The organism is Candidatus Pantoea symbiotica (genome assembly GCF_056491525.1).
Window position 1 is genome coordinate 799,434 of sequence record NZ_JBSZHR010000002.1, and the last position, 18,079, is coordinate 817,512.

16 protein-coding genes are annotated in these 18,079 nt (G+C 53.1%); 11 read left to right on the forward strand and 5 right to left on the reverse strand.

What is annotated here, in order from left to right; translation table 11 throughout:
- Positions 1 to 251 precede the first annotated feature (251 nt).
- Positions 252 to 1,739 carry a muropeptide MFS transporter AmpG gene (ampG, locus tag ACXIZX_RS04190; protein WP_277965849.1) on the reverse strand — a complete coding sequence of 496 codons (1,488 nt, stop codon included), beginning with the start codon at positions 1,737 to 1,739 and terminating at the stop codon, positions 252 to 254.
- A gap of 54 nt (positions 1,740 to 1,793) precedes the next feature.
- Positions 1,794 to 2,372: a lipoprotein gene (locus ACXIZX_RS04195; RefSeq protein WP_007886975.1), complete on the reverse strand. Its 579-nt coding sequence runs from the start codon at positions 2,370 to 2,372 to the stop codon at positions 1,794 to 1,796.
- Positions 2,373 to 2,639: 267 nt separating this feature from the next.
- Between ACXIZX_RS04195 and bolA the strand changes: the two genes are divergently transcribed.
- The 9 genes from bolA to ACXIZX_RS04240 all read left to right on the forward strand — a co-directional run bounded on the left by bolA (position 2,640) and on the right by ACXIZX_RS04240 (position 13,029).
- Complete coding sequence (gene bolA / locus ACXIZX_RS04200) at positions 2,640 to 2,954, forward strand: transcriptional regulator BolA (protein ID WP_008103937.1); 315 nt, start codon at positions 2,640 to 2,642, stop codon at positions 2,952 to 2,954.
- A 302-nt stretch (positions 2,955 to 3,256) separates the two neighbouring features.
- Positions 3,257 to 4,561, forward strand: a complete 1,305-nt coding sequence (gene tig, locus ACXIZX_RS04205) for a trigger factor (RefSeq protein WP_008103935.1) — start codon at positions 3,257 to 3,259, stop codon at positions 4,559 to 4,561.
- A 335-nt stretch (positions 4,562 to 4,896) separates the two neighbouring features.
- Positions 4,897 to 5,520, forward strand: coding sequence for an ATP-dependent Clp endopeptidase proteolytic subunit ClpP (gene clpP, locus ACXIZX_RS04210; RefSeq protein WP_008103933.1), 624 nt, complete (start codon positions 4,897 to 4,899; stop codon positions 5,518 to 5,520).
- Positions 5,521 to 5,649: 129 nt separating this feature from the next.
- A complete protein-coding gene (gene clpX, locus ACXIZX_RS04215) occupies positions 5,650 to 6,921 on the forward strand; it encodes an ATP-dependent protease ATP-binding subunit ClpX (RefSeq protein WP_008103932.1) in 1,272 nt (423 codons plus the stop codon).
- Between the two features lie 188 nt (positions 6,922 to 7,109).
- On the forward strand, positions 7,110 to 9,464 hold the full coding sequence (gene lon / locus ACXIZX_RS04220; RefSeq protein WP_008103930.1) for an endopeptidase La: 2,355 nt from the start codon (positions 7,110 to 7,112) through the stop codon (positions 9,462 to 9,464).
- A 213-nt stretch (positions 9,465 to 9,677) separates the two neighbouring features.
- Positions 9,678 to 9,950 (forward strand): nucleoid-associated protein HU-beta, encoded by a 273-nt coding sequence (gene hupB, locus ACXIZX_RS04225; RefSeq protein WP_036648244.1) that lies wholly within the window; start codon positions 9,678 to 9,680, stop codon positions 9,948 to 9,950.
- Positions 9,951 to 10,187: 237 nt separating this feature from the next.
- Complete coding sequence (gene ppiD / locus ACXIZX_RS04230; protein WP_479403641.1) at positions 10,188 to 12,056, forward strand: peptidylprolyl isomerase; 1,869 nt, start codon at positions 10,188 to 10,190, stop codon at positions 12,054 to 12,056.
- A 140-nt stretch (positions 12,057 to 12,196) separates the two neighbouring features.
- Positions 12,197 to 12,520, forward strand: coding sequence for a ComEA family DNA-binding protein (locus ACXIZX_RS04235; protein WP_008103924.1), 324 nt, complete (start codon positions 12,197 to 12,199; stop codon positions 12,518 to 12,520).
- A gap of 101 nt (positions 12,521 to 12,621) precedes the next feature.
- Positions 12,622 to 13,029: an acyl-CoA thioesterase gene (locus ACXIZX_RS04240; RefSeq protein WP_008103922.1), complete on the forward strand. Its 408-nt coding sequence runs from the start codon at positions 12,622 to 12,624 to the stop codon at positions 13,027 to 13,029.
- Positions 13,030 to 13,066: 37 nt separating this feature from the next.
- Here ACXIZX_RS04240 and queC read toward each other — a convergent pair whose 3' ends face one another.
- Both queC and ACXIZX_RS04250 read right to left on the reverse strand, forming a co-directional pair.
- On the reverse strand, positions 13,067 to 13,762 hold the full coding sequence (gene queC / locus ACXIZX_RS04245) for a 7-cyano-7-deazaguanine synthase QueC (RefSeq protein WP_479403642.1): 696 nt from the start codon (positions 13,760 to 13,762) through the stop codon (positions 13,067 to 13,069).
- Between the two features lie 26 nt (positions 13,763 to 13,788).
- A complete protein-coding gene (locus ACXIZX_RS04250) occupies positions 13,789 to 15,504 on the reverse strand; it encodes an SgrR family transcriptional regulator (protein WP_479403643.1) in 1,716 nt (571 codons plus the stop codon).
- A 93-nt stretch (positions 15,505 to 15,597) separates the two neighbouring features.
- Between ACXIZX_RS04250 and cof the strand changes: the two genes are divergently transcribed.
- Positions 15,598 to 16,419 (forward strand): HMP-PP phosphatase, encoded by an 822-nt coding sequence (cof, locus tag ACXIZX_RS04255; protein WP_179451705.1) that lies wholly within the window; start codon positions 15,598 to 15,600, stop codon positions 16,417 to 16,419.
- 34 nt (positions 16,420 to 16,453) lie between these two features.
- On the opposite strand, the gene ACXIZX_RS04260 is transcribed toward cof, so the two are convergent.
- The gene (locus ACXIZX_RS04260; protein ID WP_061723602.1) at positions 16,454 to 17,488 is read right to left on the reverse strand and encodes a PLP-dependent cysteine synthase family protein; all 1,035 of its coding nucleotides are present in this window, start codon (positions 17,486 to 17,488) and stop codon (positions 16,454 to 16,456) included.
- Positions 17,489 to 17,603: 115 nt separating this feature from the next.
- Here ACXIZX_RS04260 and ACXIZX_RS04265 point away from each other — a divergent pair, with 115 nt between their 5' ends.
- Entirely contained in the window at positions 17,604 to 18,065 is a 462-nt protein-coding gene (locus ACXIZX_RS04265; RefSeq protein ID WP_008103913.1) for an Lrp/AsnC family transcriptional regulator, read from the forward strand.
- The last annotated feature ends 14 nt before the right edge of the window (positions 18,066 to 18,079 follow it).

Genomic DNA, 18,079 nt, shown 5'->3' on the forward strand with positions numbered 1-18,079 from the left:
ATAACAAAAACCAATGGTAGAAACCGCAGAAAAATCAGGGAAAGTATAAACCGTACTCTTAATACTCATTTATTTAACATTTCTGCATCATTTTAGCGATGTCTTTTATACAAAGTAATTGCGCACCGGATTTAAATATTCGCCAGCAGTTGTTAATTTAATGTTTCTAATTCGCTTTAAAAAAAATGCTATTGGTAAAATCGGCGACTGATATTTTTTAGCCGATTATTTCGTCACGAAAATTGGCTTACTTAACCCAGATTTTCTCGCGCCGCTTTTTTTAATGCCAAACTATCCAAAATAACCCCGAGTGCGACAGCTAACAGCGCAAATGCCATTCCGACTTCAAACATCGGCGTGAGCAGCGCATTGATCTGCACAACTCCGCTAGCATTGAGTGCTAATGCCAGCAGCCACAATGCCAGCAAGCCGCAGCCGATGCTGAACAGACGCACTGTCCAGCGGTAACCTTGCGGCCACAAGCTGCGCATCACAAACTCCCCGCTCTGCTGCATGCTGTGCAAGGTGCCGCGACACAGCCACAACAGCAGCAATCCCGGTGCGCCAGCAAACACGGTGAAAGCATAGAAGGTCGGCCAGCCCCACAGTTCAACCAGCCAACCGGCAGCGGGACCGACGTAAACACGGCCCACGGCGGAGAGGGCAGAAAGCAGCGCGAACTGCGTTGCTGAGAAGGATTTATTGCACAGCGTCATCAACAACGCGACAAAAGCTGCAGTGCCCATGCCGCCACACAGATTTTCAATAAACACCGCGCTCGCCATGCTCCACAAATGCGGAGGCGTCACCGCCAGCAGCCAGTAAGCAAAGTTCGACACCGCTTGCAGCACGCCGAAAATCATCAAAGCGCGGAACAAACTCAGGCGCTGCATCAGCACGCCGCCGTACAGTGCGCCAATAATGGTGGCCAGCAGACCAAGCGTTTTGTTCACCAGGCCGACATCGCCAGCACTAAAACCGACGCCGCGAATCAGGAAGGTGGTAGTGAGCGAGGCGGCAAACGCATCGCCAAGCTTATAAAGGATAATCAGCGTGATCAGCAGCCAGGCGTTGTTACGCTGGAAAAAGTCTTTTAGCGGGAATGTCACGGCCTGGCGAAGCGAATGCGGTTCGCGCGCCGGCGTCACCGGTTCTTTCGCCAGCAACGTGGCGATCAGGCCCGGCACCATCAGCAGCGCCATCAGCCAGTAAGTGGCTTGCCAGCCGAGATAGCGATCCGCTAACCACAGCGCCAGTCCGCCCGAAATCAACATCGCCAGACGATAACCCAGCACGGTGATCGCTGCGCCGCTGCCGCGCTCTTCCGGCGGCAGCACATCGGTTTTCCAGGCATCAAACACGATATCCTGCGAAGCCGAACAGAAGGCAACCAGCACCGCCAGCGCAGCCAGCAGCGTTAAGTCACGCGAAGGTTGCATAAAGCCCATGGCGATAATGCCGCCAATCAGCGCCAGCTGCGTGACCAGCAGCCAGCCGCGACGGCGACCGAGAAATGGTGGCGTATAGCGATCCATCATCGGCGACCACAGGAACTTAAACACGTAAGCCTGGCCGACAAGGGAGAAGAAACCGATGGTTTTCAGGTCAACATTCTCTACCGTCATCCACGCCTGTAACGTCCCGGCGGTTAACGCCAGCGGTAAGCCTGAGGCAAAACCCAGCAGCAGCAGTACCGCCGCATTACGTTGGGTAAAAATACGCAGATAGTGAGATGTCATAGCCAACCTGAAATGAAGCCCGGCGAAACGTCGCCGGGCAAATTACTGCGGAAATTAGCGGGCGTTCTGCTTGATGAAGTTGTGAACGCTGGTGTCCTGCGCCATATCAGCAATCACGTCACTCAGCGTTGAGTTAACCGCGTTAGTGATCTTCGCGTTGGTGGCGGTAAACGCGCCTTCTACGCTGTAAGTCTGGCGATAGTTTTTCACCTGCTTGTTACCGTTTTTCGCGGTAGCTATGATGGAGATATCCGCCTTGGTGGTAATGCTGTAGCGCACGTTGCCTTGTGTCACATCCGCATACAGACCATTCACCACGATCTGCAGATCAACGGCACCGCTTGGGCCAATCATGTAGCCGCGCGACGTCATCTGCTTCTCCAACACTTCCTGCAGCAGGAAGCGCAGATCGCGGGATGGTGTCAGTGTGATCAACTGACCATCACGGTTCACTTTGGCCAGCGCCTGATCGGAACGTTGATCGGCACCGTTAACGCTGATGGTGACGCCCATCAGGCTTGGATCTTGCTGCGGCAGTTGGATCTTCGGTTGAATATCCAACGTGGTGTTGTTGCTGGCACAGCCGGCCAAAATAAAAGCAGCCAGCAGAGGGAATAACAGTTTTTTCAACATACTCATTCTCGTTAGCATATGGGTTGGTTTGCAAAACTGCGGCCATCATAGCATTGCGCAGCGGTGAAAAAAGCCCCGGGCCAATGGAAATTGATTGTAAAGGCTTTTTTCGGACAGGATGAAACGCCAGCCGGTTGACCTGCAAGATAAGCAGGTTACTATGCGCAGCGCTGGCGGATTTATTTACGGCCAAGCTGCGGAAGCGGTAAAAAACCTACTAATATTTAAACAGATGGGCACAGCGCTCGCCGGAAAGGAGTGTTAATCATGATTCGCGAACAAATAGAAGAAAAGTTGCGTAACGCTTTCGAGCCTGCACATCTTGAAGTGCATGATGAAAGCTACCGTCATAACGTGCCCGCCGGTTCTGAAAGTCACTTTAAAGTGGTGATTGTCAGCGATCGATTTACCGGTCAGCGCTTTCTACAACGTCATCGCGCTATTTATGGCGAACTGGCAACCGAATTAGCGGGCAGCGTACACGCGCTGGCACTGCATACTTACACGCAAAAAGAGTGGGATGGATTGCAGGATACGGTTTTGGCCTCACCGAATTGTCGCGGTGCTGGCACGCTTGCCTGAATTCCCCTCTACCTCATCCTCAAAAACGGCCTGCGGGCCGTTTTCTTTTCATTTATTACACTCAAACGCGATCTACGGCGCAAAAAAGCAGCAAAACCGCTAAAAAGTGGTGAGTTTGCAGCCTCGACTCATTCCAGCGATGCCGCTATAATGCTGCGTCTATTTTTCCGGAATGTCTTCGGGACGCTTCTGGTGACAGGGATTAGGTTCTGCCTGCAGAGGCCGTCCCGGTTGTTGGATACGGCGCATTTTATGTGTGGTGTCTGAAGTTGACCGAGCACGTGATTTTTTGAGGTAACAAGATGACAGTTTCAGTAGAAACCACTCAGGGTCTGGGCCGTCGCATTTCGATTACTGTTGCAGCTGACAGCATCGAAAGCGCAGTGAAGAAAGAACTGGTGGAAGTGGCTAAGAAAGTCCGTATCGACGGTTTCCGTAAAGGCAAAGTGCCGGCACACATCATTTCTCAGCGCTACGGTGCTTCTGTTCGCCAGGACGTGCTGGGCGAGCTGATGACGCGCAACTTCGTTGACGCCATCATCAAAGAGAAAATCAATCCGGCTGGCGCACCAAACTATGTGCCGGGCGAATATAAAGAAGGCGAAGACTTCACCTACGCGGTTGAGTTCGAAGTGTATCCAGAAGTTGAGCTGAAAGGCCTGGACGCAATCGAAGTCGAGAAGCCAGTAGTAGAAGTGACTGACGCTGACGTTGATACCATGCTGGAAACCCTGCAGAAGCAGCAGGCGACCTGGAAAGAGAGCGATGCAGCTGCGACAGCTGAAGATCGCGCTACCATCGACTTCAGTGGTTCTGTTGACGGCGAAGAGTTTGAAGGCGGCAAAGCCTCTGACTTCGTGCTGGCAATGGGCCAGGGTCGTATGATCCCAGGCTTCGAAGAGGGCGTTGTTGGCCATAAAGCCGGCGAAACCTTCACTATCGACGTGAAATTCCCAGACGATTACCACGCAGAAAACCTGAAAGGGAAAGATGCGAAGTTCGAAATCGTGCTGAAGAAAGTTGAAACCCGCGAACTGCCAGAGCTGACTGAAGAGTTCATCAAGCGCTTTGGCGTGGAAGATGGTTCAGTTGCCGGTCTGCGTGCAGAAGTGCGTAAGAACATGGATCGCGAGCTGAAAGGTGCTATCCGTAACCGCGTGAAGACTCAGGCAATCGACGGTCTGGTTAACGCCAACGACATCGACGTTCCGGTTGCGCTGATCGACAGCGAAATCGACGTTCTGCGTCGTCAGGCTGCACAGCGTTTTGGTGGCAACGAGAAGCAAGCGCTGGAACTGCCACGTGAACTGTTCGAAGAGCAGGCTAAACGTCGCGTAGTTGTGGGTCTGCTGTTGGGCGAAGTGATTCGCATCAACGAACTGCAGGCCGACGAAGATCGCGTTAAGACGCTGATCGAAGAGATGGCTTCTGCGTACGAAGATCCGCAGGAAGTGATCGAGTTCTACAGCAAGAACAGCGAGCTGATGAACAACATGCGCAACGTGGCTCTGGAAGAGCAAGCGGTTGAAGCGGTACTGGCGAAAGCGAAAGTGACCGATAAAGCCACTAACTTCCAGGAACTGATGAACCAGACCTCTGCGGCCTGATTCATTCGTTAACCGTTAGTGCTAAGCCCGTGACTGAAAAGTCGCGGGCTTTTTCGTTTCTGGCGTTAAGTACACTGATTTGTCCTCTATTTGCTTAATTAATCGGCAAATTATCCGCTAAGCTCTTTTTCCGTGTTAGCGAATGGGCAAAAGGTTGTTATGCTTGAAACAACTGGGCAGCATCCCCAGATACAGGGAGAATGCATGAAAACAGTGAGACTGACTGATTAACCGGGTTGTTATTTCGGTTTGAGACCGTGGCACGTAGTGTTTGCGCCTCGGCTTACGTAAAATCGGTACAGAATGTTGCCAATGAAATTTATCAGGAGACGGTAATGTCATACAGTGGCGATCGTGAATTTACTGCACCGCACATGGCGCTGGTGCCAATGGTGGTCGAACAAACCTCGCGCGGCGAGCGTTCTTACGACATCTACTCTCGCCTGCTCAAAGAGCGTGTGATCTTCCTGACCGGTCAGGTTGAAGATCATATGGCTAACCTGATCGTGGCGCAGATGCTGTTTCTGGAAGCTGAGAATCCTGAAAAAGACATTTACCTCTACATTAACTCGCCAGGCGGCGTGATTACTGCTGGGATGTCGATTTATGACACAATGAAGTTTATCAAGCCCGATGTCAGCACCATCTGTATGGGTCAGGCTTGTTCAATGGGTGCGTTCCTGCTGACCGCAGGCACCAAAGGCAAACGCTTCTGCCTGCCTAATTCACGTGTGATGATTCATCAGCCGTTGGGCGGCTATCAGGGCCAGGCGACGGATATCGAAATCCATGCGCGCGAAATTCTGAAAGTGAAGCAGCGCATGAATGAGTTGATGGCTGAGCACACCGGCAAATCGCTGGAAGAGATTGAACGCGACACCGAGCGCGATCGTTTCCTCTCTGCGAGCGAAGCGGTTGAGTATGGCTTGGTCGACTCAATCCTGACGCATCGCCAATAAGACACATCTGTCTGCCCCTTACGCTATAGTTAACGGGAAGCAGGCAGATGGGTTGAATGCATATCGGCCGTTGATGTACGGCCAGCGCCGTACAACAAATTTGGTCTGAGAAAGAAAAGAGGTTAGCTGATGACAGATAAGCGCAAAGACGGTTCAGGTAAGTTGCTGTACTGCTCTTTCTGCGGCAAAAGCCAGCATGAAGTCCGTAAGCTAATTGCCGGGCCGTCAGTGTACATTTGCGATGAGTGCGTTGATCTTTGCAACGACATCATTCGTGAAGAGATTAAGGAAGTTGCGCCGCATCGCGAGCGTAGCTCACTGCCGACGCCGCATGAAATCCGCCATCACCTTGATGATTATGTTATTGGTCAGGAAAGGGCGAAGAAAGTGTTGGCAGTAGCGGTATATAACCACTACAAACGCTTGCGTAATGGCGATACCAGCAACGGCATTGAACTGGGCAAAAGTAACATTTTGCTGATCGGTCCAACCGGTAGCGGTAAAACACTGTTGGCAGAAACGCTGGCGCGCTTGCTGGATGTGCCATTCACCATGGCGGATGCCACCACGCTGACCGAAGCGGGTTACGTGGGTGAAGACGTTGAAAACATCATCCAGAAGCTGCTGCAGAAGTGCGATTACGACGTGCAGAAAGCGCAGCGCGGCATTGTCTACATCGATGAAATCGACAAGATTTCTCGTAAGTCTGACAACCCGTCGATCACTCGTGACGTATCGGGCGAAGGCGTACAGCAAGCGCTGTTGAAATTGATTGAAGGCACCGTGGCTGCCGTACCGCCGCAGGGCGGACGCAAACATCCACAGCAGGAGTTCTTGCAGGTTGATACCTCCAAGATTCTGTTCATCTGTGGTGGCGCATTCGCCGGTCTCGATAAGGTGATTTCCCAGCGTGTTGAAACCGGATCCGGCATCGGCTTCGGCGCAACCGTGAAGGGCAAATCCCAGAAGGCGAGCGAAGGCGAATTGCTGTCGCAGGTTGAGCCAGAAGATCTGATCAAGTTTGGCCTGATTCCTGAGTTCATTGGTCGTCTGCCGGTTGTGGCAACGCTGAGCGAACTGAGTGAAGAAGCGCTGATTCAGATTCTGCGTGAGCCGAAGAACGCGCTGACCAAACAGTATCAGGCGCTGTTCAATCTGGAAGGTGTAGAACTGGAATTCCGCGACGAAGCCTTAACGGCGATCGCTAAAAAAGCGATGTCACGTAAAACCGGTGCGCGTGGTCTGCGTTCTATCGTTGAAGGTGCGTTACTTGAAACCATGTACGACCTTCCTTCAATGGATGACGTTGAAAAAGTAGTGATTGATGAATCAGTGATTGAAGGTCAATCCGAACCGATGTTGATTTATGGAAAGCATGAAGCCCAGGCTTCTGGTGAATAAATAAACAATCGCACCACGTTGTTATCTTAAAAAAGGGGAAAAATCTTTCCCCTTTTGTTTTTCTCTCGCCAGTGACATTGAATGTCGTACAAGCATCCCCATATACTCAATATCCTGTGGGTTTAACTGCAAAACCTCTATTGCGCGGTACCCATCACCTGGCGGACATTAAACTAAGAGAGAGCTCTATGAATCCTGAGCGTTCTGAACGCATTGAAATCCCCGTGTTGCCGTTGCGCGACGTGGTGGTTTATCCGCACATGGTAATTCCGTTGTTTGTTGGTCGGGAAAAATCGATTCGGTGCCTCGAAGCCGCGATGGATCATGATAAAAAGATCATGCTGGTTGCACAGAAAGAGGCTTCAACGGATGAACCTGGCATTAACGATCTCTTCTCAGTAGGGACCGTCGCTTCTGTATTGCAGATGCTGAAACTTCCAGACGGCACGGTAAAAGTGCTGGTTGAAGGTTTACAACGCGCGCACATCACCACGCTGGCTGATAATGGCGACCATTTCGTTGCCCAGGCCGAATACCTTGTCTCGCCAGAAATTGAAGAGCGCGAGCAGGAAGTGCTGGTACGCACGGCCATCAACCAGTTTGAAGGCTACATCAAGCTCAATAAAAAAATCCCACCTGAGGTCTTAACCTCCCTCAACAGCATCGACGATGCGGCCCGCCTGGCCGATACCGTCGCAGCGCATATGCCGCTGAAACTGGCTGATAAACAGTCCGTGCTGGAGATGTCCGACGTCAACGAACGTCTGGAATATCTGATGGCGATGATGGAATCAGAAATCGATCTGCTGCAGGTTGAGAAGCGTATTCGCAACCGCGTTAAAAAGCAGATGGAGAAAAGCCAGCGTGAGTACTATCTGAATGAGCAAATGAAAGCCATTCAGAAAGAGCTGGGCGAAATGGATGACGCGCCGGATGAGTACGAGGCGCTGAAACGTAAGATTGAAGCGGCCAAAATGCCGACCGAAGCGCGTGAAAAAGCTGAAGCTGAATTGCAGAAGCTGAAGATGATGTCGCCGATGTCTGCAGAAGCGACCGTGGTGCGTGGCTACATCGACTGGATGGTTCAGGTTCCGTGGGTGGCGCGCAGCAAGGTGAAAAAAGACCTGCGTAAAGCGCAGGAAACGCTGGATATCGACCATTACGGTCTGGAACGCGTCAAAGACCGCATCCTTGAGTATCTTGCGGTGCAGAGTCGCGTGAGCAAAATCAAAGGCCCAATTCTTTGCCTCGTTGGACCGCCAGGCGTGGGTAAAACCTCGCTGGGTCAATCGATTGCTAAGGCCACCGGACGTAAATACGTGCGTATGGCGCTGGGTGGCGTGCGTGATGAAGCAGAAATCCGCGGACATCGTCGTACCTACATCGGTTCCATGCCAGGCAAGTTGATCCAGAAAATGGCGAAAGTGGGCGTCAAAAACCCGCTGTTCCTGCTGGATGAGATCGACAAAATGTCTTCTGACATGCGTGGCGATCCGGCTTCAGCGCTGCTTGAGGTACTGGATCCAGAGCAGAACATCGCGTTTAACGATCACTATCTGGAAGTGGATTACGATCTCTCTGACGTTATGTTTGTGGCGACTTCAAACTCCATGAACATCCCGGCGCCGTTGCTTGACCGTATGGAAGTGATTCGTCTCTCCGGTTACACCGAAGATGAAAAGCTTAACATCGCGAAGCAACATTTGCTGCCGAAGCAGATTGAACGTAATGCACTGAAAGAAAAAGAGATCACCGTCGATGACAGCGCGATTGTTGGCATCATCCGCTACTACACCCGTGAAGCGGGCGTGCGTAGTTTGGAACGCGAACTCTCCAAGCTGTGCCGTAAAGCAGTTAAAACGCTGCTGATGGATAAATCGAAAAAGCACATCGTGATCAATGGCGATAACCTCAAGGATTTCCTTGGCGTGCAGCGCTTTGATTATGGTCGCGCAGAGAGCGAAAGCCGTGTTGGTCAGGTGACCGGTCTGGCGTGGACGGAAGTGGGCGGCGATCTGCTGACCATCGAAACCGCCTGCGTGCCAGGCAAAGGTAAGCTGACGTATACCGGTTCGCTGGGCGAAGTGATGCAGGAATCGATTCAGGCGGCGCTGACTGTGGTGCGCGCGCGTGCAGAGAAACTGGGCATCAACGGTGATTTCTACGAGAAACGCGACATCCACGTGCACGTACCCGAAGGTGCGACGCCGAAAGATGGTCCGAGCGCCGGTATCGCCATGTGCACCGCGCTGGTGTCATGCTTAACCGGTAACCCGGTGCGTTCTGATGTGGCGATGACCGGTGAAATCACCCTGCGTGGCTTGGTTCTGCCGATTGGTGGCCTGAAAGAGAAGTTGCTCGCGGCACACCGTGGCGGCATCAAAACCGTGCTGATCCCGGACGAAAACAAGCGCGATCTGGAAGATATTCCACAGAACGTGATTGCCGATCTGGAGATTCATCCGGTGAAGCGTATTGAAGAAGTGCTGAACCTGGCACTGGAAAATGCGCCTTACGGCATGCAGGTTGCGACCGCAAAATAGTGATTAACGGCATAAACCGTTAAAAAGCGAAGCTGGCAGGCAAAATGGTGCTTGCCAGCTTTTTTTTGTGCCGCTAACTTAGTGGGCTGCTGGATCAACGATTAAGATGAATACCGTTGTTTCAGCTCCACAGGCTTGATATAACTGGCTGCGCGTTCGCACCGGGCGGGAAGCGCGGGTGCGATGTGAATAATAAAAGAGGGGATGAAGAGAGTGAATAAGTCACAGTTGATCGACAAAATTGCTGCAGATGCTGACATTTCTAAAGCAGCAGCGGGACGTGTTTTAGATGCATTCATGGACTCCGTTACCGAAGCTCTGAAAGGCGGTGATGAAGTGGCACTGGTTGGTTTCGGTACTTTCTCTGTACGTGAGCGTGCAGCTCGCACCGGCCGTAACCCACAAACGGGTAAAGAGCTCACCATTCCGGCTGGTAAAGTTCCGGGCTTCCGTGCAGGTAAAGCACTGAAAGATTCCGTCAATTAATGACCGCTGATACATCCATTGAAGCATTTTCTTCCGTGGATTGAGGACGCAAAAGCCGTTCTCATGTAACATACGGGCACATCATTTTTGATGTGCCTTTTTTATTCTTGATGCGCGGCGATAGCCTTTGGTTGTTGTCTCCGCATGGTTGCCAACTGCCAGCCTGAACAGCAGTTGCACGATGATGACATCGTGTTAGAGCTTTACATTCACACTACAGCGGAGTGTTGTCATACCATGATGGACAATTTACGCGCGGCGTCGAATCATGTCGTGCTCAAGATTATTCTGGGATTGATCATCCTGTCTTTCGTACTCACCGGGGTGGGCAACTACCTGATCGGCGGCGGCGGTGATTATGCTGCCAAAGTTAACGGCCACGAGATCAGCCGTGCAGAGCTGGAGCAGGGTTTTAACAACGAGCGCAATCGTCAGCAGCAGATGCTGGGCGATCAGTTCTCGCAGTTAGCCAGCAACGAAGGCTACATGCAGCAGATGCGTCAGCAGGCGCTGTCGCAGCTGATTGATCAGGCGTTACTTGATCAGTACATCAAAGATCTGCACATCGGCATCAGCGATGATCAGGTAAAACAGGCGATCTTCAATCAGAAAGCTTTCCAGACCAACGGTAAATTCGACAACGCCAAATACAGCGGCCTGATCACCAGCATGGGCTTCACGGCTGATCAATATGCCGAAGCGCTGCGTAAGCAGCTGGCGACGCAGCAGCTGATTAACGCGATTGCTAACACCGATTTCATGCTGAAAGGCGAAACCAGCAAGCTGGTGGATCTGGTGTCACAGCAGCGTGAAGTGCGTCAGGCGTTGATTGATGTCAACGCGCTGGCGGTTAAACAGACGGTCAGCGACGACGAAGTCAGCCAGTATTACCAGCAGCATCAGAGTAGCTTCATGGCGCCTGAGCAGTTCCGCGTGAGCTACATCAAAATGGATGCCGCAAGCATGCAGGAAACGGCCAGCGAAGCGGACATTCAGAGCTGGTACGATCAACACAAAGCTGATTATTCACAGCCACAGCGTAATCGCTACAGCGTGATCCAGACCAAGACGGAAGCCGATGCTAACGCCGTGGTTGATGCGCTGAAGAAAGGCGAAGATTTCGCCGCGCTGGCGAAAAGCAAATCTATCGACCCAATCTCAGCCCGCAAAGGCGGTGATATGGGTTGGCTGGAGCCGAGTACCACGCCAGACGAGCTGAAAAACGCCAATCTGACGCAGAAAGGCCAGCTTTCCGGTGCTATCAAATCATCGGTTGGCTACCTCGTGGTGCGCCTGGATGACATCCAGCCGGAGCAGGTTAAACCGCTGGCCGATGTTCATGACATCGTTGCCGATAAAGTGAAGCAAGAGAAAGCGGTTGATGCCTTCTACAAAATTCAGCAGAAAGTAAGCGAAGCAGCCAGCAACGATAACGAATCGTTGGCCGGCGCGGCGCAGGCTTCCGGCCTGAAAGTGGTAGAAACCAATTGGATCACCCGCGATAACCTGCCAGACGAGTTGAATTTCGATCAGGTTAAGCAAGCCATCTTCAACGGTGGTTTAGTGGGCCAGAATGGTGCGCCGGGTAACAACTCCGACATCATCTCTGTGGATGGAGATCGTGCCTTTGTACTGCGTATTAGCGAGCACAAACCGGAAGCGGTGAAGCCGTTGGATCAGGTGAAAGCGCAGATCGTAGATTCACTGAAGCATGATAAAGCGACCCAGCAGGCAAAAGCGCAGGCAGACAAACTGCTGGTCGATTTGAAAGCCGGTAAAGCGGATGCATTGAAAGCTGCAGGCTTAACGCTCAGCGCTAGCAAATCGTTTGATCGCAATGCGCAGGATCCGGTGGCTCAGTCGGCCTTCAATCTGCCGCAACCTGCCGACAATAAACCGTCGTGGGGCGTGAGCGAAGATATGCAGGGCAATGTGGTACTGATCGCGCTGGATAAAGTTAGCGCGGGCAACATGCCGCAGGCGCAGATCGATGAGATGGTGAAAGGCGTAACGCAAAATAACGCGCAAATCGCCTTTGAAGCGCTGCTGGAAAACCTGCGTAAAGAGGCGAAGATTAAGTACGGCGCCGCCGCACAAAACCAGTAAGCCTCACAAAAAAAGTTAAACCACTGCAATACCCGAAAGGCCGCTTATGCGGCCTTTTCCATTTCTGAGATTGTCCTTTTGAGCGTTGAATTGAGCTGTGACACCCTGCTGTTGCTGTCAAACACAAGGAGAAACACAGCATGGTGAAATCAACGTTTCAAGCCCTATGCATTACGCTGGCGCTGGGCGGCGCAGTTTATACCACCGGACTGGCGGCTGCCGAAAGTCCCAGTGAAACGCAGGCGACGCAAGTCTCCACGCCAAACGAAGGACAGGTCAGCATCAATTCAGCCACAGCCGAACAGCTCGCAGCCGGTATGAACGGCATCGGACTAAAGAAAGCGCAAGCGATTGTCAGTTATCGCGAGCAATACGGCCCGTTTACCGCCATTGAACAACTCAAGGAGGTGCCCGGTATCGGTAGCGCACTGATTGAGCGCAACAGCGCTCGGCTTAAACTGTGAAGCGTCTCGCGACTTTGAAGGATTGAAAAAGCCCGGATTCAGGCTGTGCTATGCTCAACAGGTCTTACCAGTTGTCATTCTCAGCCTGAACAGGAGCAATAATGCAAACCACAATTAAAGTGCGCGGTTATCATCTGGATGTTTATCAGCACGTGAATAACGCGCGCTATCTGGAGTTTCTGGAAGAGGCGCGCTGGCAGTGGCTGGAGGATGTCGATGCGTTTCATTGGCTGATTGAGCAGCAGCTGGCGTTTGTGGTGGTGAATATCAACATCAACTATCGTCGTCCGGCGGTATTGGGCGACGTACTGAACATTGAAAGTGAAGTGTCACAGCTCGGCGGTAAAAGCGGTGTAATTGCCCAGCGTGTCTTACTGGCGAGCGATAATTCGGTGGTAGCCGATGCCGCACTGACCTTTGTCTGTATTGATTTGCGCACGCAAAAAGCAGTGCCGTTGGAAGGGGAGTTACACCAGCGTCTGGCGTCGTTGATGGTCGAAAATGAATAACTGGCGCCGATGACGCCAGTTTACCCTGCGGCCTGAATCAGTTGAGGCCGCTTTTCTCTTTCATCGCTGCCATCACTGCCGACGCGTTCGCCTGATAATCTGCCAGGCCACGGGCGCGTAAATGGCAGGCCGCGCATTCGCCGCAACCATCACCTTTTACGCCGTTATAGCAGGTAAGCGTTTCAGCACGTACCAGCTGCAGCTGCTGCCAGTAATCGGCCAGCGCCCAGGTTTCGGCTTTATTCAGCCACATCAACGGCGTTTCAAAGCGAATATTGCGTGCCATGCCGAGGCTGACGGCATTATTCAGTGCTTTAACAAACTCATCGCGGCAATCCGGGTAGCCGGAGAAATCGGTTTCGCATACGCCGGTGATCACCGCTTCAGCTTCGACCTGATAGGCATAAATGGATGCCAGCGTCAGGAACAGAATATTGCGGCCCGGCACAAAGGTGCTCGGCAAACCGCTGGCATTCGGATCGTAGGTTGGCACGGGAATGTTGTCGCGCGTCAGGCTGCTGACGGCTAACTCGTTGAGCAGCGTAACGTCGAGCACTTTGTGCGCCCGTGCGCCCAGCTTCTGCGACAGCTCAGCCGCAACTTCGATCTCTTCGCGATGGCGCTGGCCGTAATCAAAAGTAACGCAATGCACTTCATCATAGTGTTGCAGCGCCTGAATTAAACAGGTGGTGGAGTCTTGTCCGCCACTGAATACCACAACGGCTCGTTTCATTTTTTCTTCCTCAAAAATCTGTGCGCTTATGGTACTGGCTCGAAGGAAGGCTGAACAGCGTTAGCTGTGGTTGGCGGCGGAATCCAGGCGCGAGTGAAATCAAACCAGCCCAGGCTATTTAGCTGGATGCCCTCCACGCCGGGCGGGGCAAAAACCTGATAGCGATAGTTAAACAGCGGCAGTAAATGGCCGTCGCACATCAGCTGCTGAAACAGTTGCTGAGTTAATTCACCACGCTGCAATGTATCAGATTGTTGGGCAATGGCGCTCAGCGGCTTTTGCAGTATCTTTTGGCGCAGCGGCTGCCAGACCGGGTCGTTCTCCAGCCAGTTCACCAGCGTAAACAGCGGCGCATCACCAATCAGTCGATCGCCCATCACCACATCGGCCTCACTGAGATCGATATCGTCACGCCAGCTTTTTACGTCATGGAAGATGCAGGTGAGGGCGCAGCCATGTTGTGCCACCAGTGGAATCAACGCCTGCGCCATCACATGCAGTTCGACCGGCAGGTGGTAATGCAGCGTTAGCGTCGGCGGCAGTGAAATTCTCACTCTTTCTGCGCGCGGTACCGGCCAGCCAGGCAGCAGTTCATGGCTCGGTGTAATCAAACCCTCATCCAGCGGCAATTGTTGAATAACGCCGCTGCGCTGAATCAGGGCAATCAGCGATTGGGCCTGCTCGGCACTGAAGTGCGCCGAGATGCGTGGCGCCAGATAGCAAAATCCCAGGCTGATACTGCGATCAACCGGCCGCAGCGAACCGAGCTCTTCAGGATCGCCAATGGCGATTTGCACCGGATGGCTGCAGCTGGTGCCGAGATCACGATCAAACAGCTGCGGCGTGATCCAGTATTCCATCCGCTGGATCAGCGGGCGCTGCAGATGCCAGCGCGCATGGCTCTCCAGCCGCACCATTTCAGCGGTGAAATGCGTGAGTTTCCACGGCCCGCTACCGACATCGGCGAATTCAGGATGAGGTAACAGACAGAATTGATGCGCCAGCCGCTGCGGCAGCCAGTAATCGCTTTCACGTAGTTGAATATGTATCGCCAGCGGATGCGGCGCTTCAACGCGTTCAATTGCAGCCAGAAGCCGCGAGCCGCGCGGCGATTGCATGATCTGCTGCAGCTGCTCAACCAACTGCGCCGCCTGCACCGGTTCATCGTTGTGCCAGCTAAGCTGCGGGCGCAGCCAGAAATACCAGTCACGGCCGCTGGCATCGTGCTGCCAATGGTGAGCAATATCGCCTTCAACATCGTTATCGCGAAAGCGCGTTAGCCCGGAGAAAACCTGGCGCGCCAGATGTTGCTCGGCGCGTCCGGTCAGCTGTAGCGGGCGCAACGGCTCCATCGCACGGTAATAAGGAATGCGCAGCACCGGCGATTGGTTCTGCCACTGACCGCCCATCAGCGGCCGCAACATTTTCACTAACCGCTCGGGATGCAGATCCAGCACCTGCAATGCCTGTACCGCCTCGCCGGCATCAAGTTGCTGCGTTAACAATTGCTGGCGCAGCTGTTCCGGCGACAGCAGGAAAGTCAGCTCGCCCTGCTTGCCACGCCCGGATTCTCCGCGCCAGTTCAGCCAGCCGGCATCCTGCCACTGCCGCAGCAGCGTGCGCACATGGCGCTCGCTGCAAAAACAGTGTTGCGCCATCGCAGCGACGCTGAGGCGTTGTGTTTCGCCGTGGCTGAGTTGCCACAGGCGCTGGAATTGATTAACCCGATGAAGTTCGCGCATCGCTAAACCCGGAACAGTTTTTTAAAAGTATTCACTATTAGTTCCGTAATTACCAGGCGATAGTAACTGCCTCACTCAGACAGGAGAATTCGCATGGCTCGCCTCGCGGCATTTGATATGGATGGCACGCTGTTGCTTCCTTCGCATCGGTTAGGAAATGAAACGCTGACAAGCCTGCATGCGTTGCATCAGCGCGGCGTTACGTTGGCGTTTGCCACCGGGCGTCATCTTATGGATATGCAGCGAGTACGCGAACAAATCACCTTGCCTGCCTGGCTGATTACCGGCAACGGCACGCGTATTCACGATCTGGAAGGCAATCAGCTTTACGGCTGCGATTTATCGCCATCAGTGGCGGAAGAGGTGATTCATACCCATTGGCAAACGCCAGCGTCGATTCATATTTTCAACGATGAAGGCTGGTTTACCGATAAACCGCTGCTCGGTGCGCTGGAAGCGCATGCGATGAGCGGCTTCCACTATCAGCTGCGTGATTTGCGTCAGATGTCGGCGCATGAAGTCACCAAAATCTGTTTTATTGCGCCGCATGAAATGTTGCAGGCGCTAAGAAGTGAATTGCAGGCCGCGTTGGGCGAGCGGGCAAATATTTGTTTCTCAGCCTGGGATTGCCTGGAAGTGTTGCCGGTTGATTGCCATAAAGGCGCGGCGTTGGGACGTTTGTGCCAGCATCTTTCGCTGTCGTTGGCGGATTGTATGGCGTTTGGCGATGCCATGAACGATCGCGAAATGCTGGAGCGCGTTGGCAGCGGTTTCATTATGGGCAACGCCATGAATCAACTGAAAGCGTCGTTGCCCCATTTACCGATTATCGGACATTGCGAGACACAGGCGGTGTCTCACTACCTTAATCACTGGATGACCACACCACACCTCGATTATTCCCCCGAATGCTGAGGCTTACAGTGAACCGGACAGGACGTCCGGTTTTTTATTGCAGCTCTCGCACCCAAGGCGCAATGTCGCCGATATTCTGCTCTACCCACTGCGCATTGTAATAGGTGTCCGGATAGCGCTCACCGCTGTCACACAGCAATGTCACCAAAGATCCTTGCTCGCCGTTTTCCCGCATGCGTTTTGCCACCTGCATCATGCCCCAGAAGTTGGTGCCGGTTGAGGCGCCAGGGCGACGTCCAAGCACTTTTTCCAACTGCAGCATCGCGGCGATGGTCGCGCCATCCGGCACTTTCATCATCTCGTCAATGACGTCGGGTAAAAACGACGGTTCGACACGCGGACGACCAATGCCTTCAATCAGGCTGCCGCGTTCGCTGCGCAACGTTTTGTCGCGGCTGTGCCAGTAGTCAAAGAACACCGAATGTTGCGGATCGACCACCAGCAGGCGCGTGTCATGGCCCTGATAGCGGATATAGCGGCCCAGCGTTGCCGAAGTGCCGCCGGTACCGGCGCTCATGATCACCGTATGCGGCACCGGGAACGGTTCGTGTGACATCTGGCGGAAAATGCTTTCGGCAATATTGTTGTTGCCGCGCCAGTCGGTGGCGCGCTCGGCGTAGGTGAACTGGTCCATAAAGTGGCCATTCAGTTCACGTGCTAAACGTTCGGATTCGCTGTACAGCTGGCAGGGATCGGCTACGAAATGGCATTCACCACCGTAAAAGCCAATCATCTCGATTTTGCGTTTCGCGGTGCTGGCCGGCATTACGGCGATAAACGGCAAACCGAGCAGACGCGCGAAGTAAGCTTCCGATACCGCAGTACTGCCGGAAGAGGCTTCAATGATCGGCGTATTTTCATGGATCCAGCCGTTCGCCAGGCCATAGAGAAACAGGGAGCGCGCCAGGCGATGTTTTAAGCTGCCGCTAGGATGCGTGCTTTCATCTTTGAGATAGAAGTGAATGCCAGGAAAATCATCCAGCTTAAAGCGGATCAGATGCGTATCCGCAGAGCGCTGAAAATCGGCGTTAATTTCATTAATGGCGTGGCGAACCCAGGGCGTTTGCATGTGGCATTTCCGTAATCATTATTGCGCACAGTGTAAGGCACTGGCAGGAAAAAGAGGTTGCTAAAACCGCGCTATAATGGCGAGATTAGAGAAAAATTTTCTCCCGGAGTGGCAAATGTTAGATAAAACTGACCGCACTTTGCTGGCAATGCTGCAGCAGGATTGCACCTTGTCGCTGCAGACGTTGGCCGATGCGGTGAACCTCACCACCACGCCGTGCTGGAAACGCCTGAAAAAACTGGAAGATGATGGCATTATTCGTGCGCGCGTGGCGCTGGTGGACGGCGAAAAAATCGGTCTGTCACTCACCGCCTTTATGTTTGTCAAAACCCAGCAGCACAGCAGCGAGTGGTTTAAGCAATTTGTCGCCGTGGTGCAGCAAATGCCGGAAGTGATGGCGTTTTATCGCATGGCGGGCGAGTACGATTATTTGCTGCGCATTCAGGTCGCGGACATGAAGAGTTATGACAGCTTTTATAAGCGCCTGGTGAACGGCGTGCCGGGCCTGATGGATGTGACCTCCAGTTTTGCCATGGAAGAGATTAAATACACCACCGCCTTGCCGGTAGCGCCCTAGCGGGCCCAGAAAGA

What these genes read in the sequence shown, in the direction of transcription:
- ampG (WP_277965849.1), bottom strand. Translation starts at nt 1,739, where the DNA reads ATGACATCTCACTATCTGCGTATTTTTACCCAACGTAATGCGGCGGTA.
- ACXIZX_RS04195 (WP_007886975.1), bottom strand. Translation starts at nt 2,372, where the DNA reads ATGTTGAAAAAACTGTTATTCCCTCTGCTGGCTGCTTTTATTTTGGCC.
- bolA (WP_008103937.1), top strand. Translation starts at nt 2,640, where the DNA reads ATGATTCGCGAACAAATAGAAGAAAAGTTGCGTAACGCTTTCGAGCCT.
- tig (WP_008103935.1), top strand. Translation starts at nt 3,257, where the DNA reads ATGACAGTTTCAGTAGAAACCACTCAGGGTCTGGGCCGTCGCATTTCG.
- clpP (WP_008103933.1), top strand. Translation starts at nt 4,897, where the DNA reads ATGTCATACAGTGGCGATCGTGAATTTACTGCACCGCACATGGCGCTG.
- clpX (WP_008103932.1), top strand. Translation starts at nt 5,650, where the DNA reads ATGACAGATAAGCGCAAAGACGGTTCAGGTAAGTTGCTGTACTGCTCT.
- lon (WP_008103930.1), top strand. Translation starts at nt 7,110, where the DNA reads ATGAATCCTGAGCGTTCTGAACGCATTGAAATCCCCGTGTTGCCGTTG.
- ppiD (WP_479403641.1), top strand. Translation starts at nt 10,188, where the DNA reads ATGATGGACAATTTACGCGCGGCGTCGAATCATGTCGTGCTCAAGATT.
- ACXIZX_RS04235 (WP_008103924.1), top strand. Translation starts at nt 12,197, where the DNA reads ATGGTGAAATCAACGTTTCAAGCCCTATGCATTACGCTGGCGCTGGGC.
- ACXIZX_RS04240 (WP_008103922.1), top strand. Translation starts at nt 12,622, where the DNA reads ATGCAAACCACAATTAAAGTGCGCGGTTATCATCTGGATGTTTATCAG.
- queC (WP_479403642.1), bottom strand. Translation starts at nt 13,762, where the DNA reads ATGAAACGAGCCGTTGTGGTATTCAGTGGCGGACAAGACTCCACCACC.
- ACXIZX_RS04250 (WP_479403643.1), bottom strand. Translation starts at nt 15,504, where the DNA reads ATGCGCGAACTTCATCGGGTTAATCAATTCCAGCGCCTGTGGCAACTC.
- cof (WP_179451705.1), top strand. Translation starts at nt 15,598, where the DNA reads ATGGCTCGCCTCGCGGCATTTGATATGGATGGCACGCTGTTGCTTCCT.
- ACXIZX_RS04260 (WP_061723602.1), bottom strand. Translation starts at nt 17,488, where the DNA reads ATGCAAACGCCCTGGGTTCGCCACGCCATTAATGAAATTAACGCCGAT.
- ACXIZX_RS04265 (WP_008103913.1), top strand. Translation starts at nt 17,604, where the DNA reads ATGTTAGATAAAACTGACCGCACTTTGCTGGCAATGCTGCAGCAGGAT.